The organism is Teichococcus oryzae, from assembly GCF_008386565.1.
In the GTDB taxonomy this organism is placed as follows: Bacteria; Pseudomonadota; Alphaproteobacteria; order Acetobacterales; family Acetobacteraceae; genus Pseudoroseomonas; species Pseudoroseomonas oryzae.
Map to the genome: position 1 here is coordinate 23,607 of NZ_VUKA01000016.1, position 24,636 is coordinate 48,242.

Genomic DNA, 24,636 nt, shown 5'->3' on the forward strand with positions numbered 1-24,636 from the left:
GGAGGCGGGGGTGACCCAGGCAACCGGACGGCGGCGCCCGCGCTTATTCCATGCCGCCATCGCCACGATGGCGCCGGGGAGGGCTCCGCCATGCCGCAGGCCGCAGGACAGCTCGAACGCTACCATGCCCGCCGGGATTTCAGGGTCACGGCGGAGCCGCGCGGGGAGGCGGGCCGTCAGGCCGGCAAGGCGCCGGTCTTCGTGGTGCAGAAGCACGATGCCAGCCGCCTGCACTGGGATTTCCGGCTGGAGCATGACGGCGTGCTGTGGAGCTGGGCGGTGCCGAAGGGCCCGTCGCTCGACCCGGCGGACAAGCGGCTGGCGGTGCATGTGGAAGACCACCCGCTGGATTACGCGGGCTTCGCCGGCACCATCCCGGAAGGCCAGTATGGCGCCGGAACCGTGGAGCGCTGGGATTTCGGCACCTGGTCCGGCCCGCCCGATCCCGCCGCCGCGCTGCGCAAGGGCGAGCTGAAATTCACCTTGAAGGGCCGCCGGCTCAAGGGCGCCTTCGTGCTGGTGCGGCTGAAGCCGCGCGGGCGGGAGAAGGCGGAGAACTGGCTGCTCATCAAGGAACGGGACGGGCGGGAGCGGCAGGGCGCGGATGCCGCCGCCCTGGAACGCGCGGTCCGCGTTTCGCAGCCCGGCCGCGCCGCCCGCGCCAAGGGCGACCCGGCGCCGGCCCGCAAGCCGCGGGTGGCCACCAGGGCCACGAAGCCGAAGCCGCAGCCCGATGCCGACCAGCCACCGGCCCCCGGCGCGCGGCGCGGCCGAATGCCGCGCGCGCCGCGCCCGCAACTGGCGCAGCTTGTCGAGGAGTTGCCGGAGGAATCCGGCTGGCTGAACGAGGTGAAGTTCGATGGCTACCGCCTGCTGCTGCGCATCGAGGGCGGGCAGGTGCAGGCTGTGACGCGCGGCGAGCAGGACTGGACCGCGCGGCTTCCCGCCCTGGCGCGGAAGCTGGCGGAGCTGCAAAGCGGCGATGCGCTGCTGGATGCCGAGCTGGTGGCGCTGCGCCCAGATGGCGTGTCCTCCTTCGCGCAGTTGCAGCGCGCCTTGTCCGAGAAGCGTGACGACAGCCTGTACCTGTACGTGTTCGACCTGCTGCACTGGCGCGGCTGGGACCTGCGCGGCTGCGCCCTGGCGGACCGCAAGGCCCTGCTGCGCGTGGCGTTGCGCTTCAACGACACGGTGCGCTTCAGCGACCATGTGGAAGGGCAGGCCGGTGCCATGCGGCGGCAGGCCTGCGCCATGGGGCTCGAAGGCATCATCGCCAAGCGGGCCGACGCGCCTTACCGCGAAGGGCGCGGCGCCGATTGGCGCAAATTGAAATGCGGCCATCGCGAGGAGCTGGTGGTGCTGGGCTGGACCGATCCGAAGGGCACGCGCAGCAGCCTGGGCGCCTTGCAGATGGGCTTCTGGGATGAAGCCGGCACGTTGCACTATGCGGGCGGCGTCGGCACCGGCTTCGACGCGGCCGAGCTGCGCCGGCTGCGCAAGCGGCTCGACCGCATTCCCGCCGGGCCGCCGCGCGACCTGCATTACGCCGATGAACCGCCGGAGCGCGGCATCCACTGGGTGCAGCCCGAACTGGTCGCTGAGCTGCAATTCGCCGGATGGACCGGCGCGGGCCGCATCCGGCAGGCCGTGTATCTCGGGCTCCGCGAGGACAAGCGCGGGCGCGATGTGGTGCGCGAGGCGCCGGGAACCGAGAAGCCCCGCCGCCGCATGCGCTCCCTGGCTGTGCCGCGCATCCTGCGCATCGCCCGCGATGGCATCGCCGAGACAAGGGAGCGCGCCGTGAAGCCGCTCGGTGAGCCAGTCCTGTCGCATCCCGGGCGTGAATTGTGGCCCGGCATCACCAAGGCCGACCTGGCGCAATACTGGCGCGACGTGGCGCCGCATGCGCTGCCGGAACTGGCGGGCCGGCCACTCGCGGTGCTGCGCTGCCCCGAGGGCATCGGCGGCGAGCATTTCTTCCAGAAGCATGCCATGCGCGGCCAACCCCGGGCCTTGCGCGCGGGCAAGCATGGCGGCGCCCCTTATCTGGTGCTGGACGACGTGAACGGGCTGATCGCCTGCGCCCAGCTTTCGGCCATCGAGTTGCATGCCTGGGGCGCGCGCGAGGATGACCCGGACCATCCCGACCGCCTGGTCTTTGACCTCGATCCCGGGGAAGGCGTTGCCTTCGACGCCGTGGTGAAGGCCGCCAAGGAGGTGCGCGCGCGTCTGAAGGCCATGGGGCTGGAAAGCTTCTGCCGAACCTCCGGCGGCAAGGGCCTGCATGTGGTGGTGCCCATCGCGCGCGGGCCGGGCTGGGACGCGGTGCGCGATTTCTGCCGGAGCTTCGCCGAAGCCCTCTCCGCCGAGGCGCCGGACCGCTACCTGTCCAAGGTTTCCAAGGCGGCGCGGCGTGGCCGTATCCTGGTGGACTGGCTGCGCAACGGCAAGGGCGCCACCGCCGTCGCCTCCTTCTGCCCGCGCGCGCGGCCCGGCGCCGGCGTGGCGACGCCGCTGCGCTGGGCGGAAGTGAAGCACGGCCTCGATCCGCAGCAATTCACCCTGCACAGCATCCGTGACCGGCTGCGCCGGCAGCGGCGCGACCCCTGGGGCGACTGGCGCGACATGGCGCAGGAGCTTCCGCCGCCGCCCACCCCGAAGAAGAGGCTGATCCGATGAGCGAGGCCCGCCCCCTCTGGCATGGCACGTTGCGCCTGGCCCTGGTGTCCTGCCCGGTCCGGCTGCTGCCGGCGCATCACGAGCGCAACAACCTGCATTTCAACATGATCAACCCGGAAACCGGCAACCGCATCCGGATGGTCACGGTGGATGCCGGAACCGGCAAGGAGGTCGAGCGGCGCGACACGGTGCGCGGCTACGAGTTCCAGAAGGACGAATACGTCCTGCTGACCGACGAGGATTTCGAAAGCGCCCGCATCGACAGCAGCCGCACCCTGACCATCGCCAAGTTCGTGCCGCGCGACAGCATCGACAGCCTGCATTTCGACGCGGGCTACTACCTGGTGCCGGAAGGCAAGGAAGGCCAGGACGTCTACGCCGTGCTGCGGGAAGCGCTGGACCAGAGCGGAACGGCGGCGCTGTCGCGGATGGTGCTGTTCCGTCGCGAACGCGCCGTGGCGATCTTTCCGCATGGCGAAGGCATGCTGCTGCACACGCTGCATGAGGAAGGCGACATCCATCCCGCCGCCGATGCCTTCGATGAGATCGAGACGATCCGCCCCGAGCCGGAGATGGTGAAGCTGGCCCGGCAACTGATCGACCGGCAGCGCGACCGCTACGATCCCGCCGACACGGAAGACCGCTACGAGGCGCGGCTGCGCGAGGTGATCGACGCCAAGTTGCGCGGGGAAGGGGTGCAGCCGGAAGCGGAGGAGCCAAGCCGTGGCGGCAATGTCATCGACCTGATGGCGGCGCTGAAGCAAAGCCTTGGGGGTGGCAAGGCGGCGTCCGCGCCCGCCGCGCGGGCACCTCGCAAGGCCGCCGGGCCTCGCAAATCCGCCGGCAAGCCCGCGAAGCAGGCAAGCGCAAAGGCAAGCGGCGCCAAGAAGACTGCCGGCAAGAGCCGGAGCAAGCCGGCGGCGGCGCCGAAGCGAAAGCGGGCCTGACGCACCGCCTTCCAGCCGGCAAGCCGGCGCTCATCCGCAGGGGAGCGGCAGCCCCACATAGTTTTCCGCCAGCACCTTCTGGGCCGCGGGCGACTGGCGGATATAGTCCAGCTCGGCCATCTGCATGCGGCGGGCGAAGCCGTCCATGTCGGGAAAGCGGTGGGTCAGGCCGGTGAGCCACCAGGAAAAGCGCTCCGCCTTCCAGACCCGGCCCAGGGCGCGATCGGAATAACCATCCAGCGCCTGTTCCGAACCGCCGTGGTAACGGGCGATCAGCGCATCGGCCAGCATGGCCACATCGGAAGCGGCGAGGTTCAGCCCCTTGGCACCGGTCGGTGGCACGATATGCGCGGCGTCGCCGGCCAGGAACAGCCGGCCATGCCGCATCGGCTCGGCAACGAAGGAGCGCAAGGGCGCGATGCTTTTCTCGATGGCCGGGCCGGGCGTCATGTTCGCGGCCGCTTTCGGCCCGAGGCGAAGCGCCAGCTCGTCCCAGATGCGCTCATCCGGCCAGTCGTCCAGCGTCGTGTCCAGCGGCACCTGCACGTAATAGCGGCTGCGCGTCGGCGAGCGCATCGAGGCCAGGGCGAAGCCGCGGGCATGGTTGGAATAGATCAGCTCATGATCGCAGGGCGGCACATCCGCGAGGATGCCGAGCCAGCCAAAGGGATACACGCGCTCGAAGCCCTGTAGCGCATCCCGGGGGATGCTGGCGCGGCACACGCCATGGAAGCCGTCGCAGCCCACGACATAGTCGCAGCGCAGGCGGTGCTCGCTTCCGTTCCGCAGGAAGGTGACGACGGGCGCGTCGCCATTGGTTCCCCGCAGCGCCACATCCGTGGCCTCGAACAGCAGATCCGCGCCACGCGCCAGATGCGCCTCGATCAGGTCATGCGTCACCTCGGTCTGGCCATACACGGTGACGGCGCTGCCGCCGGTGCGCTCGCGCAGGTCGATGCGGAACAGCCGGCTATCGAGCGCCAGCCTGAAGCCTTCATGCACCAGGCCTTCCCGCCGCAGACGCCCGGCGACGCCGGCGCGGTCGAGCAGATCCACCGTGCCCTGTTCCAGCACGCCGGCGCGGATGCGGCCCTCCACATGGGCGCGGCTGCGGCGTTCCAGCACCACGCAATCGATGCCGGCCTGGTGCAGCAGCTGGGACAACAGGAGGCCGGCGGGGCCGGCGCCGATAATGGCCACGGCGGTGCGCTGCGCCATCGGATCGTTCCTCAATCTTGGCACTGAGGATGCGACGCGGCCGGTGCCGCCCTCAATGGACAAAGCTTCCGCAATCTTGGACAATCCGGGCGTCACTGAACCGTCATTTCCTTCATGCGCGCCGCCCCGATCCCGGTCTTTGACCTGTATGGCGAGCAATCGGCCAAACTGCCGCTCGACCCCGTGCATATCGAGACCATCCGCGCGCGCAGCCGCTTGCACGATTGGATCATCCGGCCGCACCGCCATGGGGCGCTGCACCAGGTCTTCTGGATCCGCCGGGGCGGCGGCGAGCTGACGCTGGAGAATGAGACCCGGTGCTTCGCGGCGCCCTTCCTGTTCGTGGTGCCGCCCGGCACGGTGCATGGCTTCCATTTCCGCGAGGGCACGCAGGGTCATGTGCTGACGCTGACCGCCGGTTTCCTGGCCGGGCAGCAGGCGGTGCTGGGACCGCGCGGCCGGCTGGAACGGATTTCCGAACTGGACGGGCGGATGCTGCATCGGGGGCAGCGGCGGCTTGCCCAGGCTTTCCGCCACCTGCACGGCGTCTTCGGCGAAGCCAGCCCGGCGCGCGAAGTGGCCGGCGGCCCGGCCCGGCTCGCCGGCGCGGTGCTGGAGGTGCTGGGCCTGCTGGAACACGCGCTGGAGCGTGGCGGGGCAGGCAGCGGGCTTCCCCCAAGGCCGGCCCTTCTGGTGGCGCGGTTCCGCGCCCTGGTGGATGTGGAGTTCCGCGCACGCGGCACACTTCCCGAACAGGCGCGGCGCCTCGGGGTTTCGGCGACCCAACTCACCCGCGCCTGCCGTCAGGTCACGGGGCGCTCACCCCTCGAATTGCTGCAGGACCGGCGCATGCTGGAAGCCATGCGGCTGCTGGCCCACACCACGCTGGGCATCGGCGAGATCGCCTATGCCAGCGGCTTCAGCGATCCGGCCTATTTTTCACGGTTCTTCGCGAAGCGTGCCGGTCGGCCGCCTTCGTCGCTGCGCCGTCCGCCCGATCGCCCTGCGCCGACCTAGAGCATTTTCCGCTCGCACCGGCTCACTCCAAATGCTCTGGCTCTTTGTTCTGTCGAGCATCTTCAAACGATCAGGCAATCCCGCCCGATCGGGATCTGCTTTAGGCGGGCGTGCGCAGCGTGGTGCCGTCCCGCGGCGGCAGGCGATGATGGGCGATGGCCTGGCCATAGGCATCCAGATAGCCGCGCGCCATCTGCGTGGCGGTGCAGAATTGCTCCGCCCTCATCCGGCAATCGTCGCGGCGCAGGCCCAGGGCGGCCTGGATGCAGCGCGACAGGGCCGCCACGCCGCCCGGCGCCGCCAGCCGGCCGCTGGACGCGTCCAGCAGCATCGGCAACGTGCCCTGGGCGAAGCCGGCCACGGGCGTGCCGCAGGCCAGCGCCTCGATGGCCGAATAGCCATGAGGATCGGCCGCCGGATCGGTGCAGATCGCCACCCCGGCGGCAGCCAGGGCCACGGGCAGGCTGCCCGGCGGCAGGATGCCAAGGTGCCGGCTGCCATTGTTCAGGCGGGGGCGCACACGGTTCCGCCAGAAATCCATGTCCTCGATCGGGCCCGCGACCATCAGCGGGATGCCGGCGATCAGGCAGGCCTGCAACGCCATCATCAGCCCCTGGCCCGGTGCGATCCGGCCCCGCCAGATGGCATGCGGCGCAGCGTCCGGCTGGCGTAGGCAGGCGCGGAAGCGATCCAGCGGCAGGCCGCTGGCAATGACCGGCACATGGTCCAGCGCCGGCCGCCAGCTTACCATCAATGACGGCGACAGGGTGCTGAAGGGCAGGTCGCGCTGCTGCCGCTCCAGCACGGCGGTGTGCAGCGGTTCGGCGGGGGGTGCGTGCAAGGTGGTCAGCATGGGCACGGGCAGCCGGTGCGCCAGCATCAGGGGCAGTTCATGCGCCGTGTTGTTGTGGATGATGTCGCCCGGATCATCGGCGATGATGTGCAGGGCGCGGCGCTGCATCCGGAACTGCAACTCGGCGGCCGCTTCCCGGGTCCGCCGGCTGCCCCGCTCCGGGCTGCCGGTGGCCGGGCCGAGGCAGACGGGCTCCAGCGCCGGGTCGCTTCCGGCGGCAGCGAACAGCCGCACCCGATGGCCCAGGCGACGCAGTTCCTGCACCAGCACATAGGTGTGGCGCTCCCGCCCGCCGGCGAAAGGCTCGGCCACCGGATGATCAAGCTGCGCCAACACATCGATCCGCATGCGACCGCCTTTGCCCGCCGGGTTCAGGCCGGCCTGACCTGCGGAACGGATGGGAAGCGCAACGGTTTCCGGCCCTGCGGCGCTTTTCTCCGTCCTTCACCGCCCCGCCCATCCGGTGCAGCATGACGGCCATCGGGAAGGGGCGAGGACATGGCGATCCTGGTGCTGGCTTTGCTGTTCGGAATCGCGGCCGGGATGCGCACCATGACGGCGCCGGCCGTTCTTGCGATCGGCGCGGCGCTGGGGCGGCCTGACCTGTCGGCGGGGTGGGCCTTCTTTCTTTCCCATCCCGTCTCGTCCTGGGTGCTGGGCATCCTGGCCGCGGGGGAATACGCCGTGGATCTGCTGCCCGGCACGCCCAGCCGGAAGGTGCCGGTGCAGTTCGGCGCCAGGCTGGTCAGCGGCGGGCTGTGCGGTGCGGTGCTGGGTGGCACCGCCGGGCTGGTTCTGCCGGGCCTGCTGGCCGGTATCGCCGGCGCGGTGATCGGAACGTTGGCCGGCGCCAGGGCACGGAAGGCCGGCGCGGACAGGCTAGGGCGCGACTGGCCCGTCGCCTTGGCCGAGGATGCGGTGGCGCTGGGTCTTGCCATTTTCACCGTCGCGCTTCTTCCGGCCTGAACGGCATGTTCCTTGTTGGCGCGTTTCCGCTCCTGCATCATCCCCCACCGGGGGGTCGGCCATCTCGGCTCCACCCGCAGGGGGCAATCAACAATGAAAATGGGATTCCTGACGCGCCGCGCGGCATTGCTCGGCGCGAGCGCGTTGCTGGCCGCCTCGGCTATCGCGGCCGTTCCGGCGGCAGCGCAGAACCTGACCATCGCCATCGGCGGTTCCGTGACATCGCTGGACCCGCATTTCTACAATGCCTCGCCGAACAACAGCGTCACCTCGCATTTCTTCGACAAGCTGCTGGAGTTCGATGCCAAGGCGCAGCTGGTCCCGCAACTGGCTGAAAGCTGGAAGGCGGTCGAGCCCACGGTGTGGGAGTTCAAGCTGCGGCGTGGCGTGAAGTGGCATGACGGCCGGGATTTCACCGCCGAGGATGTCGCCTTCACGGTGAAGCGCGCTCCCAATGTGCCCAACAGCCCGGGTGGCTTCGGCGGCTTTGTCCGCGCCGTCGAGAAGGTCGAGATCCTCGACCCGCTGACGGTCCGGCTGCACACGCCGGGCCCTTACCCGATGTTGCCGACCGACCTCGCCTCGGTCGCCATCATCTCCAGGCATGCGGGGGAGGGCGCCGCAACGGAGGATTACAACAGCGGCAAGGCGGCGATCGGCACCGGGCCCTACAAGTTCCAGGCCTATAGTCCCGGCAGCCGGATCCAGATGGTGCGCAACGACGCTTATTGGGGCGGCAGGCCGGACTGGGCGACGGTGGATTACCGCGTCATCTCCTCCCCCCCGGCGCGCACCGCGGCCATCCTGTCCGGCGATGTGGACATCATCGACACCGTGCCCTCCTCCGACCTGCCGCGGCTGAAGGAGGAGCCGAAGGTCGAGCTGACCTCGATCCAGGGCTTGCGCGTCATCTATCTTTCGGCGGACCGCTCGCGCGACGAGAACCCGATCCATGTGACCGACAATGATGGCAAGCCGCTGCCGAGGAACCCGTTCAACGACCTGCGGGTGCGCCGCGCGCTGACCATGGCGATCCAGCGCGACGCTCTGGCCGAGCGTGTCATGCAGGGCACGGCCAGCCCGAACGGCCAATGGCTGCCGCCCGGCGCCTATTCCTACAATCCGGACGTCAAGGTGCCGGCCTATGATCCGGAAGGCGCCCGGAAGCTGCTCGCCGAGGCCGGCTTCCCGAATGGCTTCCGCATGGTGCTGAGCTCGCCGAACGACCGCTATCCCAATGACGCGCGCACGGCCCAGGCGGTGGCGCAGATGTGGACGCGCATCGGCGTGCAGACCCAGGTGGAGGCGCTGCCCTGGTCCACCTTCTCGGCGCGCGCGAACCGGCAGGAATTCGGCATGCGGCTGGTCGGCTGGGGCAGCGCCACCGGCGAGGCCTCCTATGCGCTGATCAACATCCTGGGCACCTATGACAGCGAGAAGCGCACGGGCGCCAACAATTCCGGCCGGTACAGCAACCCGGAACTGGATGAGCTGACCGCCAAGGCGCTTGGCACGCTGGACGACAAGGAGCGCGAGGACATCCTGAAGCGGGCGGTGAAGATGGCGATGGACGATGTCGCCATGTTCCCGCTGCACCAGCTGGTCAACACCTGGGCGGTGAAGAAGGGGCTGAAGCACGAGCCGCGCATGGATGAGCGGACGCGCGCCATGGATGTGCGCCCCGACTGACGGCGGCTTCCGGCTTCAGCGGCCGGATGCGCGGAAACATGGCCGGCGGAGCACTCCGCCGGCCATGCCGGGTCAGCGCACCAGCGTGCCGTAGATCCAGCCCAGCGCCTCGCCATCCTCGGTGGTGACGCGCAGCCAGCCCAGATTCTCCTCCACGATGCGCAAGGGCGTGCCAGGGCCCAGCACCCGCAGCACGGGCGAGCCGCCATTGGGCGAGGCGCGCACATTGGCGGATTGCCGCACCACCCCCATGCGGAGTTGCGCGGGCGCCGCCAGGGGCGGATGCACATAGCCGGAGCCCATCCCGCCGCTGCCCTCCGGCAGGGTCAGGTTGCGCGGGCCCGGCGCCGGCTCGATCACCGGCGGCGCCTCCCCGTCGGTGCCGCCCGCCCGGCGCGGCGGCGGTGGTGGGGCCGGTGGCGGCGGCAGGGGCAGCCCGTCACCCTCCTCGAAAACGGGTGGCGGCGGCGGCAGGCTCACTTCCGGCACCGGTGCCAGGGCAGCCGGTGGCGTGGCGGGCGCCAGGCTCGCGGGGGGCGAGACGACGCTTCCCGTGCTTCTGGCGGGCGGGGGAGTCGGGCCCTCCTCCGGCTCGCCCGTCGAGGTCAGGCTTCCCAGGTAGAAGGCCAGCGCCACCAGCGGCGGCACCGCCAGCCAGCCCCAGGCAACGCCCGAAGGGCCACGCCGGGATGGCGCCGCTGACCGGGGCGGGGGCGCCGGCCGGCTGGCCGGCAGCGCGCCCGCGCCAGGCAGGGTCGGCACCACCGGGCGCGCTGCCGGCTGTGCCGCGGTGGCGCCTGGCTGCAGTTGCGGCTGCGCCTGCGGCAGGCTCAGCTGCCGGTAAGGGTGGAGCAGCTTGTAGGGATAGCCGGCCAGCACCTCGACATAGTTGCGGTAGGCGGCCACGAAGGCGCCCCCCAGCGCGAGGTTGCTGACGGCCAGGGACTTCACCAGGCCATCGCCGCTGATGTCGATGCGCATGTACTGCGCCAGGGGGCCGGCCTCGGTCTGGCCGATGATCTCGGCATCGCCCGAGGGGGTGTTTTCCGTGAAGCGGAAGCTGCCGGTGTCCATGGCCATGCGGCGGCCATCGATGATGCGGTCGCTGCCGAAGAAGAAGCCGGGCAGGAATTCCCAGAAGCCGACACCCATCAGCACCACGGTGGCCGCGTCCGCGCCCAGCGCGGCCTCGGGCACGGCGGCGATGGACAGGTTGCGCGGCTCGCGCGGCACCAGCCCGCCGAAGCGGGGGTCCGGGCGGTGCACCATCTCGAACAGCATGCCGACGCCGGACAGTGCCACCGCCGCTTCCCGGAAATCCTCATAGGCGCGCGCCAGTTCGGGATTCTCCATCAACCGGGCGGCTTCAGGCAGAATGGCCCGGCGCTGCTCGCTGACCGAGGGCTGTGGGCCGAATTCGCCGGTCAGCGCCGGGTCGGGCGGCAGGATGGGGGGCCGTGGGATCGCGGAGGATGCCGCTGCGGGATGCCTGGGAGGAAGCCCAGGGGGAAGCGCTGCATCCGGCGCGGCCGCTGGCCGCCGGGGGCCGGGCGGCGGGGCCGTTTGCTCAGGGCGCTGTTCCTCCATCACATCCGGGTTCCTTCCGGAGGCGGGGCGATCCGGCGCCGGGGGCGTATCCGGATGTTCAGCGCTCCGGGGCGGCTGGGCCGGGCGCATGAAGGATGGCCGCTCAGCCGCGGTTGCGGGGGGCGGGTTGGTCTTGGCGGATGATCCCTGGGAGGTTCGCAAGCGGGATGACATGGCGCGCAAAGTCGCACAGAAGCCGGAAGCGGTCCAAGCATCAGCGAGCTTGGCATTTTATCCCGGCTTCAATCATGGTTGAAGCAAGCGTCGTTCAAGTGCGCAGTGAATGTCGGCACAAGGTGAAGTTTGAGCCGGTTAGGTTTCTTGTTTGCTTGAGCCTGTGTTTTGTTCATTGCCTTTCTTTCCAATTATCACAAGTGAGTTATTTCAATTAAGGGTTGATGTGTTTCGGCTATATGTGATTTGCAAGATTTGAAGTGTACGCTTGCTGCAGCTGCGCGATTGCCTCCGCCGGCCGCATCGGTCACGGTTCTGGATCTTGAAAATATTTTCATGACTTGTTTAAGAATAGAGACATGGCCGGTGTGCTTGCTTCATCGGTCGTGATCATAACGATCGCACCACCCTAGTCCGCTGCTTCAGGCCGTCCTGCTGGGATGGCGCCCCGGCATCCTGCCTTTCGCTCGCCCGCTGGACAGCGGCAGAGCCACGCACGATCCCCTGCGCCGTCCATCGAGCGGAGGCCTTGCGGATGCGGTCTGCCTGCCAGTCCACTTCTGTGGGCCTTCTTGATCCTGGTGCTGGCATCCAGCTCCCGGCGGATCGTCGATGGCGCTGCCATGGAGGGTACGTTCCTTTGGCGCCTGCGCTTTCGCCCGCACCCTGCTTCGGCGGTGGCGGCGGCCATGGTTTTCCTGCTGGCGCTGGCGCAGATGGCTGATCTCAGGGAGTTCGTCTACTCCCAGTTCTGACAGGACCATATGCGCAAGGATAGATGGATTGCCCGCATCCCTAGTGGTTTGCTAGTAATATGCAACCAGCAGGGGAGATCTGGACAAGATGCCCATTGCCAGAGGCATGCGACCGTGATGCGCGAAAGCGTGCCACCCCATGCTGCGGCCCCAGTGCCTTTCCGCCAGTTCGGCCTGAGGCAGCTTCTGGCTTTCACCATGGGCGGCCTTGGCCTGGCGGCGACGCTGGCGACGGCGCTGGTTCTGGGCGCGCGGGCGGAACGGCACCTGCAGCAGGATATCGGCGCCGAGTTCAGCCTGGCGGCCGAACGCCTGGCCGACCTTCTGGACCGCTCCCTGGCCGAGCGGATGCACGAGATCCAGTTGCTGGCCACACTGCCAATCATGCGGAACGCCGCGGCGCCCGAGGCCGAGCGCCGGCTGCTGCTGCAGGAGGTCCATGGCCGCCGGGGCGATTACGCCATCCTGATGCTGATCTCGCCGGAAGGGCGGGTGCTCACCAGCAGCAACGGCCTGCTGGAAGGCTTGGCGGTGGCGGAGCGCGGCTATTTCCAGGCGGGCAGGCAAGGCCCGTTCCTGGGCGATCTGCGCGAAGCGGCCCTGCTGGCGCCGCAATTCAGCCAGCCGACGCGCATGCTCGATCTTGCCGCGCCAGTGCGCGACGCGGCGGGCGAGCTGGTCGGGGTCGTCGCCGCGCAGCTGTTATGGGGCTGGGCGGATTCGCTCGCGGGGGAGGCGCTGGCTCCGCTCCGGGCGCGCCGGCCAGACGTGACCGCCCTGCTGCTGTCCCGCGAGGGGCGCGCATTGCCCGGTCAGGGCTCGCGCGGGGATGGCGAGGACCAGGCCGGATTGGCTCCGGAGATCGCTGCCCGCGTGGCGGAGGGGTGGGCCGGCAGCGTCGTGGTGGGAACCCGGTTGGTCGGGTTCGCGCCGGCACGCGGCCATCGTCACCTCGCCAGGTTGGGATGGGCGGTGCTGGTGCGCGGCGATGCGACGGCCGCCCTGGCGCGGGCGGGGGAGTTGCGGCGGCGCATCCTGGGGTGGGGCGCCGTGGCGGCGCTGCTGGCGGCCTTGCTGGGCTGGGCGGTGGCCGGCGCGGTGGCACGGCCGCTGCAGCGCTTGTCCAAGGCGGCGCTGCGGTTGCGCCGCGACGCCACCACCCCGATCCCGCGTGATGGCTGCATCCGGGAGATCGCCACCCTGGCGGATTCCCTGATCAGCCTGATCACCACCCTGCGGGGCCGCGAACAGGAACTGGCCGATGGCGAGGCGCGCCTGCGTGCCGTGCTGGAACAGATGCCGGTGGGCGTCGTGCTGGTGCAGATGCCCACCGGGCTGCTTTGCTTCCGCAATGCCCGTGCCCTGGAGATCCTCGGCCGGCCACTGGAGCCCGACACGCCGCTGACGCTGCAAACCGCCTTCAGCGGGCTGAGGCGGGACGGGCTGCCTTATGAGGCGGACGACTTCCCGATCGCCCGCGCCCTGCGCCTCGGCGAAACCGTTGTGGCCGAGTCGATGCTTTACCGGCGCGGCGACGGCCAGTTGATCTCGCTGGAGATGAACGCGGCGCCGGTGCGTGGCACGGCCGGGCAGTCCCTGCTGGTGGTCTGCACCTTCGAGGACGTCACCGAGGCGCGCATGGCCGCCGAGCAAAGCCGGGTGCTGGCGCGGGAGGTGGACCACCGGGCCAAGAACGCGCTGGCGGTGGTGCAGGCCGCCCTGCGCATGACCCGTGCCGATACCCCCGAGGCCTTTGTCCATGCCGTCGAAGGCCGCGTATCCGCCCTGGCGCGCGCCCAGATCCGGCTGGCCGAGGAGGAATGGCGCGGCGTCAGCCTTCAGGCCCTGCTGGAAGGGGAGCTGACAGCCCTGCTCGGCGACAGGATCGACCGCTCGCTTGAAATGGAAGGGCCGTTGCTCGTGCTGAAGGTGGAGGCGGTTCAGCCCATCTCCATGATGGTGCATGAGCTGGCCAGCAACGCGGCGCGGCATGGCGCCCTGTCGTCGCCCGGCGGGCGGGTGACGCTGCGCTGGCACCAGGCGCATGATCCGGTGCGGGCCACGGAGGTGCTGCACCTGCACTGGACCGAGACGGATGGCCCGGCCCTCAGCGGCCCGCCCGCCCGGCGCGGCTTCGGCGCGCGGGTCATCGAGACCACCGCCCGGCAGCAACTCGGCGGCATGGTCCACTGGGAATGGCGCCAGGCCGGCTTGTGCTGCCAGCTGGTGGTGCCGATCCCCAGGCTGGTGGCCGAGGTCACCGCCGACTGACCCCAGCTCGCACGGTTTCGGCCCTGCGGGCGATGGCCCTCCGCCCGGGCTGGGCTTAGCTTTCCGTTTGTGCCCGACGAATCGAAGATGCCCGACCCGCGGCTGATGGCGGCCATCGTCGCCAGTGCCCTGTTCATGCAGAACCTGGACAGCACCGTGGTGGCGACCGCGCTGCCGGCCATGGCGCGTTCCCTGGGGGAAGACCCGCTTGTGATGGGGGTGGCGATCACCTCCTATCTGGTGGCGCTCACGGTGTTCATCCCGCTTTCCGGCTGGGTGGCGGACCGGTTCGGCGCCAAGCAGGTCTTTCTGGCGGCGATCGGCACCTTCACCCTGGCCTCGGCCTTGTGCGGCCTGTCCGGCAGCCTGCCGGAGATGGTGGCGGCGCGGGTCCTGCAGGGGCTCGGGGGGGCCATGATGGTGCCGGTCGGCCGGCTGCTGCTGTTGCGGCGCGTCCGCAAGGAAGAATTGCTGTCCGCCACCACCTGGCTGACCATGCCGGGATTGCTGGGGCCGCTGCTGGGGCCGCCGGTTGGCGGCTTGCTGACGGACCTGATCTCCTGGCGCGCCGTGTTCTGGATCAATGTGCCGGTGGGCCTTATCGGGATGCTGCTGGTGTGGCGCGTCATCCCGCCCTTGCCGGCCAGCCTGCCGCCCCCGCCTGACCTGCGCGGCCTGACCCTGGTGGGCGTGGCGCTGGCCTGCCTGATGTTCGCCTTCGAGACGCTGGGGCGGGGGCTGGTGCCGCCCTTCCTGGCCGAGGGCGTGCTGCTGGCCGGCATCGTCACGACGATCTGGGCGGTGCGGCATTGCCTCCGCGCGGCCAATCCGGCGCTGGATTTCAGCCTTCTGAGCATTCCGGCCTTCCGCGCGCCGGTGGTGTCGGGCCTGGTGTTCCGCATCGGTGCCGGGGCGGTGCCTTTCCTGATCCCGCTGGCCCTGCAACTCGGCTTCGGCGCCAGCGCGGCGCAAAGCGGGATGGTCAGCTTCGCCACCGCCCTGGGCGCCTTCGCCATGAAGCCCATGGCCCGCTTCGCGCTGCGGCGCTTCGGCTTCCGCGATGTTCTGATCTGGAACGCGGTGCTGGCGGCGCTGACCATCGCGGCCTGCGGCGCCTTCCGGCCGGGCTGGCCGATGGCGGCGGTGTTCGTGGTGCTGCTGCTGGGCGGGCTGTGCCGGTCGCTGCACTTCACCACGCTGAACACCCTGGCCTATGCCGATGTGCCGCAGGAGAAGCTGTCCGCCGCGACCAGCCTGTACAGCACGGCGCAGCAATTGCCGCTGGCGCTGGGCGTGGCGGTGGCTTCGGCGACGCTGCAGCTCAGCGTGGCGCTGAACGGCCGGGAGGTGGCGGCGATGCCGGATTTTACCGCCGGCTTCCTGATCGGGGCCCTGCTGACCCTGCTGGCCGCACCCCTGGCCATCAGCCTGCCGCGCGACGCGGGGGAGGGGATCGTCGCTGGTGGCGGTGCCCGGCGGCGCTAGCCCGGCAACCACCCTGATCGGGGGCCGTTACTGGAACGGATGACGAACAAGGAGGCTGCCATGACCAAGGCTCCCGCGCCGGACACATCGGGTGACAAGGCCAGCAACACGGTGAAGGACCCGGAAAACTGGACCACTGGCGATGAAACCATGACCGGCGCCCAGGCCAGCTACCTGCAAACCTTGTGCGAGGAGGCTGGCGAGGAATTCGACCCATCCCTCACCAAGGCCGAGGCCAGCCAGCGCATCGACGCGTTGCAGGCCAAGACGGGGCGCGGCCGCGATCACTGACCGCCGGCCCGCCCTCGGGCCTACTCCGCCGGCTGGTGCTGCGCGGCGGGGGCGCGGCTGAGGCGCCGCGCCAGCCCCTCAAAGGCAAGGTAGAGCACCGGCGTCACGAACAGCGTCAGCGCCTGCGACACCGCGAGGCCGCCCACCACGGCGAGGCCGAGCGGTTGCCGCAGCTCGGCCGCGGCGCCCCAGCCGGCGGCGATCGGCACCGCGCCGGCGGCGGCGGCCAGGGTGGTCATCATGATGGGACGGAAGCGGATCAAGCTGGCTTCCCGCACCGCCGTCAGCGGGTCGTCGCCGGCGCGCTGGCGCACCAGCGCCACGTCCACCACCATGATGGCGTTCTTCTTCACCAGCCCGATCAGCAGCAGCACGCCGATCACCGCGATCACGGAAAGATCCAGCCCGAACAGCCACAGCGTCGCCAGGGCGCCCAGCGCCGCGGGCGGCAGGCCGGACAGGATGGTCAGCGGGTGCACCAGCGATTCGTAGAGCACGCCGAGCACCAGATACATGATGAGCACCGCCGCCAGCAGCAGCATGCCCTGCCCGGCCAGGGCTTCCTGAAAGATCTGCGCCGTTCCGGCATAGCCGGTGACGATGGTGGGCGGCAGGCCGAAATCGCGCTCCAGCGCGGCGATGGCGTTGGTGGCATCGCCCAGCGCCACGCCGGGGGCGGTGTTGAAGCCGATCGTCACGGCGGGAAGCTGGCCCTGATGCGCCACCGTCAGCGGGCCGACGCGGCGTTCCAGCGTGGCGATCCCGGCCAGCGGCACCAGCCGCCCGCCCGAGCCGCGCAGATAGATCTTGGCCAGCCCCGCCTCGTCCTGCTGGTCGCGCGGCAAGGCCTCCAGGATCACGGCATAGGAATCGGAGGCCCCGAAGATGGTGGAGATCTGGCGCGCGCCGAAGGCGGAGTAGAGCGCCTGCCGCACCTGGTCCACCGTGACGCCCACGGCCGCGGCCCTGTCCCGGTCCACATTCACCGACAGGATCGGCGCCGCCATCTGGAGGTCGGAGTTCACGTCCTGCAGTTCGGGCAGGCGCCTCAGCGCCTCCGTCATGCGGTTGGACCAGTCATACAACTCGTCCGAGCGCAGCCCCTGCATGGTGTACTGATAGAGCGTGCGGGAGGAGCGGGCGCCGAAATTCAGGTTCTGGATCGGGTTGAAGAACACCCGCATGCCCGGAATGCCTGAGGTCTGGCGGCGCAGCTCCTGGATGATCTCCTGGATCGGCGCGCGGTCCTTGCGCGGCTTCAGCTGCACGAACATGCGGCCCTGGTTCAGCGCCTGGCTGTTGCCGCCAATCCCGGCCGAGGAGTTCACCTGCACCACCGCCGGATGGCGCTGCACGATCTCGGCGACGCGGGCCTGCCGCACCACCATGTCGTCGAAGGAGGTGTCCTGCGGCCCCTCGGTCGAGACGCTGAGCAGGCCGGTGTCCTCCACCGGGAAGAAGCCCTTGGGGATGCTCACCGCCAGCCAGCCGGACAGGCCGATCGAGGCCAGGAAGACCAGCCACACGGCGGGGCGGAAGCGCAGCGCCTTGTCCAGCATCCAGCCATAGCCGCGTTCCACCGCCTGGAAACCGCGCTCCAGCGCCGCGTCGAAGCGGGAAGGCCTGCCATGCGCCGGCAGGCGGCTGGCCATCAGCGGCGTCAGGGTCAGGGACACGAAGCAGGACACGATCACCGCGAGCGAGACGGTGGCGGCGAAGGCGTTGAACACCCGGCCCACCACCCCGCCCATCAGCAGGATCGGGATGAACACCGCGATCAGCGACAGGGTGATGGAGATGATGGTGAAGCCGATCTCCTTGGCGCCGCGGATGGCGGCGGCCAGGGGGTGCATGCCTTCCTCCATGTGGCGGACGATGGCTTCCAGCATCACGATGGCGTCGTCCACCACCAGGCCCACCGCCAGGGTCAGGCCGAGCAGGGTGATGTTGTCGATGCCGTAGCCCAGCGCGTACATCAGCCCGAAGGTGCCGGCCAGCGAGATGGGCACGGCGATGCCGGGGATCAGCGTGGCGCTGACCTTGCGCAGGAACAGGAAGATCACCAGCACCACCAGCCCCACCGCGATCATCAGGTGGTGCTGCACGTCGCCCACCGCTTCCCGGATCGAGGCGGAGCGGTCCAGCATCACGCCGATCTCGGCGCCGGGGGGAAGGGCGGCCTGCAGGCCGGGGAGCGCGGCCTTCACCGCATCCACCACATCCACCGTGTTGGCGTCGGGCTGGCGCTGCACGGCAAGGGTCAGGCCACGCTCCCCGTTCACCCAGGCGGCGATGCGGTTGTTTTCCACGCCGTCGATCACCGTCGCCACGTCCTGCACGCGGATCGGCGCGTTGTTGCGGCCGCCGATGATCAGGCGCCGGAACTGCTCGGCATCCTGGAGCTGGTCATTGGCGCGCAGCGTCAGCTGCTGGCGGGGGCCGTTCAGCGTGCCGACGGGCGTGTTGCTGTTGGCCGCCGCGATGGCCCGCTGCGCCTCGTCGAAGCCATAGCCCAGCGCTGCCACCCGGTCGGGGTCGAGCTGGATGCGGACCGCGTATTTCTGCTCGCCATAGGTGACCACCTGCGCCACGCCGGGGATGCGCGACAGGGCGGGCGCGATCAGCACCGCCGCCACCTCGTTGAGGCGGTAGAGCGGGACGTCGCCGCCCTTCAGGTTCAGCAGCACCACCGGCGCGTCGGCCGGGTTGGATTTGCGGAAGGAGGGCGGGTTGGTCATCTCCTGCGGCAGCCGCCGCTGCGCGCGGGAGATCGCCGCCTGCACATCCAGCGCCGCCGCGTCGATGCTGCGGCCCAGCACGAATTGCAGGGTGATGGAGGTTCGGCCTGTGCCGCTGGTGGACGACATCTGGTCGATGCCGGCGATGGTGGAGAATTCTCGCTCCAATGGCAGGGCGACGGAGTTCGCCATGGTTTCCGGGCTGGCGCCCGGCAGGTCGGCGCTGACCGAGATCACCGGGAAATCCACCCGCGGCACCGCGGCCACGGGCAGTTGCAGATAGGCGATGATGCCCGCCACCACGGCGGCGACCGCCAGCAACCCGGTCATCACGGGGCGGCGGATGCAAAGCTCGGACAGGTGCATGGCGGGCTTCCGGGTCAGCTTTGCGGGCGGGTGGCGGAACGCTCGGTGACGCGCGCGCCGTCGGACAGCAATTGTGCGCCCTCGATCACCACCTTGTCGCCTGCGGAAATCTCGGCCGCGAGCACGGCGCGCCCGGACACCACGCGTTGCAGCGCTACGGCGCGGCGCCGGGCACGGCTTTCGCCATCCACCACGTAAACATAACGCTCACCGCCGGAGCCGGTCTGCACCGCCTGCACCGGCACCGACAGCGCATCCGGCTCGACCCGCGGCACCAGCACCACGTTGACATACTGGCCGGGCCAGAGGCTGTCCTCCGGATTGGAGAAGCGGGCCTTGAGCTGGATGGTGCCGGACGTGGGGTCCACCTGGCTGTCCACGAAGACCAGCCGGCCTTCCACCGGCGCCTTGCGGTCGCCGGGGGGATGCGCCGTCACCATGGGCTGCCCGGATTGCATGGCCGCCTGGATTTCCGGCAGCCAGCGCTCCGGCACGGCGAACTGCACCTGGATGGGGTCGGTCTGGGTGATGGTGGCCAGTGGCGCGCTGTCGCCGGCGCGGACCAGATTGCCCTTGGTCGCCGGAATGGCGCCGAGCCGGCCATCGATCTCCGCCCGGATGATGGCGTAATCCAGGGTGATCCTGGTCTGGGCGATCTGCGCCTCGGTGGCGCGCACCGTGGCCTCGGCGGCGGCGGCATCGGCCTGCGCCTGCTCCAGGCGCTGCTGCGCCGCGAATCCCTCGCCGCGCAGGGAGGTGTAGCGCACCGCGTCCTGCCGCGCCCGGACCGCCTGGGCACGGTCCCGCGCCGCCTGGGCTTCCTGCTGGGCGAGTTGCGCCTCGGCCATCCGGGAATCGAGGGTGAACAACACGTCGCCGCGCTTCACGCGCTGGCCTTCCTGCACATGGACCTGCCGCATCTGCCCCTCGACGCGGCTGCGCACCGCAACCGTGGCCTCAGCCACCACATTGCCGTTGGCGGTGATCTCAAGGGGAACAGGGCCGCGTTCGGCCGGATGGGTGACCACGGGAAGGCCGGGGGGCTGCCCCGCCGGGGGGGCAGCGGATCGCTGCGCGGCCTGCCCTTGTGCAAGGGCGGGAGTTTCGGAAAGGGTGATGCCGCACAGCGCAGCGCTGAACGCGCCCGCCAGCAGCCAGGGATGCGAACGCGCAACAAGCATGGAGTCGCAATAAAGCGTCACGGCGTCATAGGATAGACGTCGTTACGCTCCGTTACAATTCAGCATGAAGGGTAATTAGTGGTTCAGGAAACGGCAAAACCGCGGATCATGCAGGCGATGAACCTGCATGCCGCGGTGCCGAACCTGACCGAGCCACTCCCCGAAGGGAGTGGTGGCTGGTCAGAAGCCTTCGCGCTCCAGGCGCTTGCGCTCCACCTTGCGGGCGCGGCGCACGGCCTCCGCCGCCTCGCGGGCGCGGCGCTCCGACGGCTTCTCATAGTGGCGGCGCAGCTTCATCTCGCGAAACACGCCTTCACGCTGCAGCTTCTTCTTCAGGGCCTTGAGGGCCTGATCGATATTATTGTCCCGAACGACGACCTGCACGCTGTGCGGTCTCCTTCTTTCCAGTCGGCCTGGCGCGCCAGGTTGTGTGAAAACGAAAGCACGAAGCGCCGGACAAGCGCCGGTGCCTTCCTGCAAGGTCCGCGGCGTGTAGCACGGGTCCTGGAAGATACAAAGGCTTTCCCGGCGCCCTGGCGCATGCTCCACATCACAACCAATTCTTCTTGCATCGCGTTGCCCGCGGCGGAGGTACGGCATGGCCATTCTGAAGATTGCCCGCATGGGTCACCCGGTGCTGCTTCGCGTGGCGGAACCGGTGCCCGATCCCCAGGCCCCCGAGATCCGGCGCCTGGTGCGCGACATGGCGGAAACCATGCTGGATGCCTCGGGACTCGGGCTGGCGGCGCCGCAGGTGCATGAGGCCCTGCGCATCTTTGTTTGGCGCAACGGCGCCAGCGTTGCGGCATTGATCAACCCCGAGTTGGAATTGCTCGGCCCGCCGGACCAGCGCGGCTGGGAAGGCTGCCTGTCGATTCCCGGGCTGCGCGGCAATGTGGAGCGCGCCCACCGTGTCGCCTTCCGCGGCACTGATATCGAGGGCCAGACCGTGGAAGGGGAGGCGGAGGGCTTGCTGGCCCGGGTCATGCAGCACGAATTCGACCATCTGAACGGCATTCTTTACCCGAGCCGCATGACCGACATGGGATTGTTCGGCTTCACCGACGAACTGGCGCGGGCCGCGCAGCAGGCCGAGGCCGCCCGGAGCGCCGAAGCCGAGGGCTCAGGCTCCGCGCAGCCGGATCATCATGGGGAACGGCGGTGAACGGTCCTTGCCTGGAGCGCAGCGCCGAGCGCGACGCCGCCCTGCGGGCCATGCTGCCCCATGTGCCGGCCCTGGGATGGAGCGAATCCGCCCTGCGCGCCGGGTTGCGCGACATCGGCGCCGATGCCGAATCGGCGGCCTGGCTGTTTCCCCGCGGACCGGCCGGCATGGCCGAGGCCTGGAGCGACCTGGCCGACCGCGACATGACGGCCGAGGCCGCCGGTGAGGGGCTGCATGAGCTGCGCGTGCCGGCGCGGATCCGGACCCTGGTGGCGATCCGCCTGCAAGGGCAGGCGGCGCACAGGGAGGCGGTGCGCCGCGCCCTCGCCATCCTTGCCTTGCCCTGGAACTACGCCGCCGCCGTCCGTGCCACGGCGCGCACCGTGGACGCGATGTGGCAGGCGGCGGGTGATGCCTCGACCGACATCTCGTTCTATACGCGGCGGGCCACCCTGGCAGGCGTCTACGGCGCGACCCTGGGCTATTGGCTGCGGAACCCGGACCCGGAAGCGGTGCTGTCCTTCCTGGACCGGCGGCTGGCCGATGTGGCGCGGCTCCAGCGGCCACGGCGCAAGGCCGCCTGACGCGGGCAGGGCGGACCGGCTGAGAAAGCGGTGGACAAGCCCGGCGGTGCGCGGCACAGGCCCGGGCTTGGCTCCCCTTGTTCAGGATCCCCCGCGTGACCGACACCAATTCCGCGCCGCTGGTCGGCATCATCATGGGCAGCCGCTCCGACTGGGAAACCATGCGGCACGCGGCGGAAACCCTGGAAAAGCTGGGCGTCCCGCACGAGACGCGGGTGGTGTCGGCGCACCGCACCCCGCAGCGCCTTTATGACTACGCGCATTCGGCAGCCGGACGCGGGCTGCGCGCCATTATCGCCGGGGCGGGGGGCGCGGCCCATCTGCCGGGCATGGCCGCGGCGATGACCCGCCTGCCCGTGCTTGGCGTGCCGGTAGAAAGCCACGCGCTGAAGGGCATGGACAGCCTGTTGTCCATTGTTCAGATGCCGGCTGGCGTGCCGGTGGGCACGTTGGCCATTGGCCGGGCGGGCGCGGTGAACGCCGCGCTGCTGGCCGCCGCCATGTTGGCCACCACCGATGCTGGGCTGGCGGAGCGACTCGATGCCTTCCGCGCCGCCCAGACCGAGTCCGTGGCGGAGTCCCCGGAATGAGCGCGCCCCTGCCGCCCAACAGCACCATCGGCATCCTCGGCGGCGGGCAGCTTGGCCGCATGTCGGCCCTGGCCGCCGCCGAGCTGGGCTATCGCTGCCATGTCTATGCGCCCGACGCCGACTCGCCAGGAATGCAGGTCGCCGCGGCGAGCACGGTCGCCGGCTATGAGGACGCGGCGGCCCTGGCCGCCTTTGCCGCTGCCGTCGACGTGGTCACTTTCGAGTTCGAGAACGTTCCCGCCCGCACGCTGGAGATCCTGTCTCCACTTGTGCCCTGCCGGCCCGGGATGAAGGCGTTGTCGGTGTGCCAGGACCGCCTTCAGGAAAAGGCCTTCCTGGAAGCAGCCGGCGTGCCGGTGGCGCCCTGGGCGCCGGTGACCTCCGAATCGGAATTGCAGGCCGCCCTGGCGCGGATCGGCCTGCCGGCGGTGCTGAAGACCACGCGGCTCGGCTATGACGGGCGCGGCCAGGCCGTGCTGCGCAGCGCTGACGATGCCGCCGCCGCCTTCGCCCGGCTGGAGCCGAAGCCGCTGATCCTGGAAGCCTTTGTGCCCTTCACGCAGGAAATCTCGGCGGTGGCGGCACGCGGGGCGGATGGCGCGACGGCCGTTTATGACGCGGTGGAGAATCGCCACCACCACCACATCCTCGACCTGTCCTTCGCTCCGGCGCGCGTGCCGCCGGCCGTGGCCGAGGCGGCGCGTGGCCATGCCGCCCGCGTCGCGGCCGAGCTGGAGCTGGTAGGTGTGCTGGCCGTGGAATTCTTCCTGCTGCCGGACGGCACGCTGCTGGGCAACGAGATCGCGCCGCGGCCGCACAATTCCGGCCATTGGACGCAGGATGCCTGTCAATCGAGCCAGTTCCATCAGCACATCCGCGCCGTGGCCGGGCTGCCGCTCGGCAGCGCCGCGCGGCATTCGGATTCGGTGATGCGCAACCTTGTCGGGCCAGAGGGCATGGCGAAGCTTCCCGCCGCTCAGGCCAATCCCGAGGTCTCGGTTCACCTTTACGGCAAGGCCGAAGCCCGGCCGGGGCGGAAGATGGGACATCTCAACAGGTTGTTCCCCAGGGGCGCGCTGGAACGTGCGGTTGAGGAAGATCTACTCTCGGACCTGTGACCAGAATGCCAGGGTGCCCTGTTGCGCGGATGTCACAGAGGGCTGCAATCACTCCAGCCCATGCTGCACTGTTGCGAACAGAATGCTAGGTGATGAACACGCAGCGCCACGAACCAAGACGACTTCGGGGATGAGCGCGGCGAGCATGCCTCTGGTGGATCGAGGAGAATTCTAATGAGCCTCAAGAAGGCGCTTCTGGCCGCGACGATGATGTCGCTGCCGCTCGCGGCCCACGCACAGCAGCCGGTGACCGGCGTGTATCTCGGCGCTGGCGCGGGCTATAACTACCTGCAGGACTCTGACACCAACTACGGCCCCGGCCGTGGCGTGCAGAGCACCGAGTTCGATCATGGATTCGGCGGCGTCCTGAGCCTGGGCTATGGCTTCGGCAACGGCCTGCGCGCCGAGGTCGAGGGCAACTACCGCCAGAACGAAGTCGATTCGATCGGCAACCTGCCGGGCATCGGCGGCACCGTTCGTTCCTACGGCGCGATGGTCAACGCCCTGTACGACTTCAACCTCGGCCTGCCCGTGGTTCCGTATGTCGGCGCTGGCGTCGGTTATGTGTGGCACGACTACGACACCGTTCGCAGCCGTGGCACCCCGGCCAATGCCGGCATCAACAGCGTGACGATCGACGACGACGACGGCCAGTTCGCCTATCAGGGCATCGCTGGTCTCGCCTTCCCGATCGCCGCCGTGCCGGGCCTGGCGATCACCGCCGAGTACCGCTTCCTCGGCACGCTGCAGCCGGAGTTCACCGCGGTGACCCGCGGCCCGACCGGCGCCGCGATCCGCAGCAAGGCGGAGACGGACAACTACAACCACTCCGCCTTCATCGGCATCCGCTATGCCTTCAACCAGCCGGTTCCGCCTGCTCCGGTTCCGGTTGCTCCGGCCCCGGCCGCGGCGCCGGCTCCGGCGCGCACCTACCTGGTGTTCTTCGACTTCGACCGCGCCGA

Annotated in this window: 20 protein-coding genes; 14 read left to right on the top strand and 6 right to left on the bottom strand. The window is 69.8% G+C overall.

Annotation, left to right across the window (positions count from 1 at the left end):
• Nucleotides 1-90 precede the first annotated feature (90 nt).
• Nucleotides 91-2,679 (top strand): DNA ligase D, encoded by a 2,589-nt coding sequence (gene ligD, locus F0Q34_RS18450; RefSeq protein ID WP_149813728.1) that lies wholly within the window; start codon nt 91-93, stop codon nt 2,677-2,679.
• Nucleotides 2,676-3,626: a non-homologous end joining protein Ku gene (ku, locus tag F0Q34_RS18455; RefSeq protein ID WP_149813729.1), complete on the top strand. Its 951-nt coding sequence runs from the start codon at nt 2,676-2,678 to the stop codon at nt 3,624-3,626. The genes ligD and ku overlap by 4 nt, the downstream gene beginning before the upstream one ends.
• A 30-nt stretch (nt 3,627-3,656) precedes the next feature.
• On the opposite strand, the gene pobA is transcribed toward ku, so the two are convergent.
• Nucleotides 3,657-4,844 carry a 4-hydroxybenzoate 3-monooxygenase gene (pobA, locus tag F0Q34_RS18460; RefSeq protein WP_149813730.1) on the bottom strand — a complete coding sequence of 396 codons (1,188 nt, stop codon included), beginning with the start codon at nt 4,842-4,844 and terminating at the stop codon, nt 3,657-3,659.
• A gap of 114 nt (nt 4,845-4,958) precedes the next feature.
• Here pobA and F0Q34_RS18465 point away from each other — a divergent pair, with 114 nt between their 5' ends.
• On the top strand, nt 4,959-5,861 hold the full coding sequence (locus F0Q34_RS18465; RefSeq protein ID WP_149813731.1) for a helix-turn-helix domain-containing protein: 903 nt from the start codon (nt 4,959-4,961) through the stop codon (nt 5,859-5,861).
• Between the two features lie 100 nt (nt 5,862-5,961).
• Here F0Q34_RS18465 and F0Q34_RS18470 read toward each other — a convergent pair whose 3' ends face one another.
• On the bottom strand, nt 5,962-7,062 hold the full coding sequence (locus F0Q34_RS18470) for a glycosyltransferase (protein ID WP_149813732.1): 1,101 nt from the start codon (nt 7,060-7,062) through the stop codon (nt 5,962-5,964).
• Between the two features lie 150 nt (nt 7,063-7,212).
• Here F0Q34_RS18470 and F0Q34_RS18475 point away from each other — a divergent pair, with 150 nt between their 5' ends.
• Together F0Q34_RS18475 and F0Q34_RS18480 are read left to right on the top strand one after the other, a co-directional pair.
• Nucleotides 7,213-7,680, top strand: a complete 468-nt coding sequence (locus F0Q34_RS18475; RefSeq protein WP_149813733.1) for a DUF4126 domain-containing protein — start codon at nt 7,213-7,215, stop codon at nt 7,678-7,680.
• Between the two features lie 93 nt (nt 7,681-7,773).
• Nucleotides 7,774-9,369, top strand: a complete 1,596-nt coding sequence (locus tag F0Q34_RS18480) for an ABC transporter substrate-binding protein (protein WP_370751247.1) — start codon at nt 7,774-7,776, stop codon at nt 9,367-9,369.
• A gap of 72 nt (nt 9,370-9,441) precedes the next feature.
• Here the strand turns inward: F0Q34_RS18480 and F0Q34_RS18485 are convergent, their stop codons facing one another.
• Nucleotides 9,442-10,722 (bottom strand): SH3 domain-containing protein, encoded by a 1,281-nt coding sequence (locus F0Q34_RS18485; RefSeq protein WP_149813734.1) that lies wholly within the window; start codon nt 10,720-10,722, stop codon nt 9,442-9,444.
• A 980-nt stretch (nt 10,723-11,702) separates the two neighbouring features.
• Here F0Q34_RS18485 and F0Q34_RS18490 point away from each other — a divergent pair.
• From F0Q34_RS18490 to F0Q34_RS18505, 4 genes are all read left to right on the top strand, one after another.
• On the top strand, nt 11,703-11,885 hold the full coding sequence (locus F0Q34_RS18490; RefSeq protein ID WP_149813735.1) for a hypothetical protein: 183 nt from the start codon (nt 11,703-11,705) through the stop codon (nt 11,883-11,885).
• A gap of 117 nt (nt 11,886-12,002) precedes the next feature.
• Entirely contained in the window at nt 12,003-14,156 is a 2,154-nt protein-coding gene (locus F0Q34_RS18495) for an HWE histidine kinase domain-containing protein (RefSeq protein WP_149813736.1), read from the top strand.
• Nucleotides 14,157-14,243: 87 nt separating this feature from the next.
• Nucleotides 14,244-15,641, top strand: a complete 1,398-nt coding sequence (locus F0Q34_RS18500; protein WP_149813737.1) for an MFS transporter — start codon at nt 14,244-14,246, stop codon at nt 15,639-15,641.
• 60 nt (nt 15,642-15,701) lie between these two features.
• A complete protein-coding gene (locus tag F0Q34_RS18505; RefSeq protein WP_241665577.1) occupies nt 15,702-15,932 on the top strand; it encodes a DUF3072 domain-containing protein in 231 nt (76 codons plus the stop codon).
• A gap of 20 nt (nt 15,933-15,952) precedes the next feature.
• On the opposite strand, the gene F0Q34_RS18510 is transcribed toward F0Q34_RS18505, so the two are convergent.
• From F0Q34_RS18510 to rpsU, 3 genes are all read right to left on the bottom strand, one after another.
• Nucleotides 15,953-19,036, bottom strand: coding sequence for an efflux RND transporter permease subunit (locus F0Q34_RS18510; protein ID WP_149813739.1), 3,084 nt, complete (start codon nt 19,034-19,036; stop codon nt 15,953-15,955).
• Between the two features lie 14 nt (nt 19,037-19,050).
• Nucleotides 19,051-20,217, bottom strand: a complete 1,167-nt coding sequence (locus tag F0Q34_RS18515; protein WP_149813740.1) for an efflux RND transporter periplasmic adaptor subunit — start codon at nt 20,215-20,217, stop codon at nt 19,051-19,053.
• A gap of 180 nt (nt 20,218-20,397) precedes the next feature.
• Entirely contained in the window at nt 20,398-20,601 is a 204-nt protein-coding gene (rpsU, locus tag F0Q34_RS18520; RefSeq protein ID WP_007006360.1) for a 30S ribosomal protein S21, read from the bottom strand.
• A gap of 214 nt (nt 20,602-20,815) precedes the next feature.
• Here rpsU and def point away from each other — a divergent pair, with 214 nt between their 5' ends.
• The 5 genes from def to F0Q34_RS18545 form a co-directional block, all read left to right on the top strand.
• Complete coding sequence (gene def, locus F0Q34_RS18525; protein ID WP_149813741.1) at nt 20,816-21,382, top strand: peptide deformylase; 567 nt, start codon at nt 20,816-20,818, stop codon at nt 21,380-21,382.
• A complete protein-coding gene (locus F0Q34_RS18530) occupies nt 21,379-21,966 on the top strand; it encodes a COQ9 family protein (protein ID WP_241665578.1) in 588 nt (195 codons plus the stop codon). The genes def and F0Q34_RS18530 overlap by 4 nt, the downstream gene beginning before the upstream one ends.
• A gap of 134 nt (nt 21,967-22,100) precedes the next feature.
• Nucleotides 22,101-22,556 (top strand): 5-(carboxyamino)imidazole ribonucleotide mutase, encoded by a 456-nt coding sequence (purE, locus tag F0Q34_RS18535; RefSeq protein ID WP_149813747.1) that lies wholly within the window; start codon nt 22,101-22,103, stop codon nt 22,554-22,556.
• On the top strand, nt 22,553-23,674 hold the full coding sequence (locus tag F0Q34_RS18540; RefSeq protein ID WP_149813742.1) for a 5-(carboxyamino)imidazole ribonucleotide synthase: 1,122 nt from the start codon (nt 22,553-22,555) through the stop codon (nt 23,672-23,674). The genes purE and F0Q34_RS18540 overlap by 4 nt, the downstream gene beginning before the upstream one ends.
• A 174-nt stretch (nt 23,675-23,848) precedes the next feature.
• Nucleotides 23,849-24,636 (top strand): outer membrane protein (locus F0Q34_RS18545; RefSeq protein ID WP_149813743.1); only part of this gene is annotated, 788 nt, incomplete at its 3' end.

What these genes read in the sequence shown, in the direction of transcription:
- F0Q34_RS18540 (WP_149813742.1), top strand. Translation starts at nt 22,553, where the DNA reads ATGAGCGCGCCCCTGCCGCCCAACAGCACCATCGGCATCCTCGGCGGC.
- F0Q34_RS18510 (WP_149813739.1), bottom strand. Translation starts at nt 19,036, where the DNA reads ATGCACCTGTCCGAGCTTTGCATCCGCCGCCCCGTGATGACCGGGTTG.
- F0Q34_RS18495 (WP_149813736.1), top strand. Translation starts at nt 12,003, where the DNA reads ATGCGCGAAAGCGTGCCACCCCATGCTGCGGCCCCAGTGCCTTTCCGC.
- F0Q34_RS18475 (WP_149813733.1), top strand. Translation starts at nt 7,213, where the DNA reads ATGGCGATCCTGGTGCTGGCTTTGCTGTTCGGAATCGCGGCCGGGATG.
- F0Q34_RS18480 (WP_370751247.1), top strand. Translation starts at nt 7,774, where the DNA reads ATGAAAATGGGATTCCTGACGCGCCGCGCGGCATTGCTCGGCGCGAGC.
- F0Q34_RS18505 (WP_241665577.1), top strand. Translation starts at nt 15,702, where the DNA reads ATGACCAAGGCTCCCGCGCCGGACACATCGGGTGACAAGGCCAGCAAC.
- F0Q34_RS18465 (WP_149813731.1), top strand. Translation starts at nt 4,959, where the DNA reads ATGCGCGCCGCCCCGATCCCGGTCTTTGACCTGTATGGCGAGCAATCG.
- F0Q34_RS18485 (WP_149813734.1), bottom strand. Translation starts at nt 10,722, where the DNA reads ATGGAGAATCCCGAACTGGCGCGCGCCTATGAGGATTTCCGGGAAGCG.
- pobA (WP_149813730.1), bottom strand. Translation starts at nt 4,844, where the DNA reads ATGGCGCAGCGCACCGCCGTGGCCATTATCGGCGCCGGCCCCGCCGGC.
- F0Q34_RS18515 (WP_149813740.1), bottom strand. Translation starts at nt 20,217, where the DNA reads ATGCTTGTTGCGCGTTCGCATCCCTGGCTGCTGGCGGGCGCGTTCAGC.
- ligD (WP_149813728.1), top strand. Translation starts at nt 91, where the DNA reads ATGCCGCAGGCCGCAGGACAGCTCGAACGCTACCATGCCCGCCGGGAT.
- F0Q34_RS18500 (WP_149813737.1), top strand. Translation starts at nt 14,244, where the DNA reads ATGCCCGACCCGCGGCTGATGGCGGCCATCGTCGCCAGTGCCCTGTTC.
- ku (WP_149813729.1), top strand. Translation starts at nt 2,676, where the DNA reads ATGAGCGAGGCCCGCCCCCTCTGGCATGGCACGTTGCGCCTGGCCCTG.
- purE (WP_149813747.1), top strand. Translation starts at nt 22,101, where the DNA reads ATGGGCAGCCGCTCCGACTGGGAAACCATGCGGCACGCGGCGGAAACC.
- def (WP_149813741.1), top strand. Translation starts at nt 20,816, where the DNA reads ATGGCCATTCTGAAGATTGCCCGCATGGGTCACCCGGTGCTGCTTCGC.
- F0Q34_RS18470 (WP_149813732.1), bottom strand. Translation starts at nt 7,062, where the DNA reads ATGCGGATCGATGTGTTGGCGCAGCTTGATCATCCGGTGGCCGAGCCT.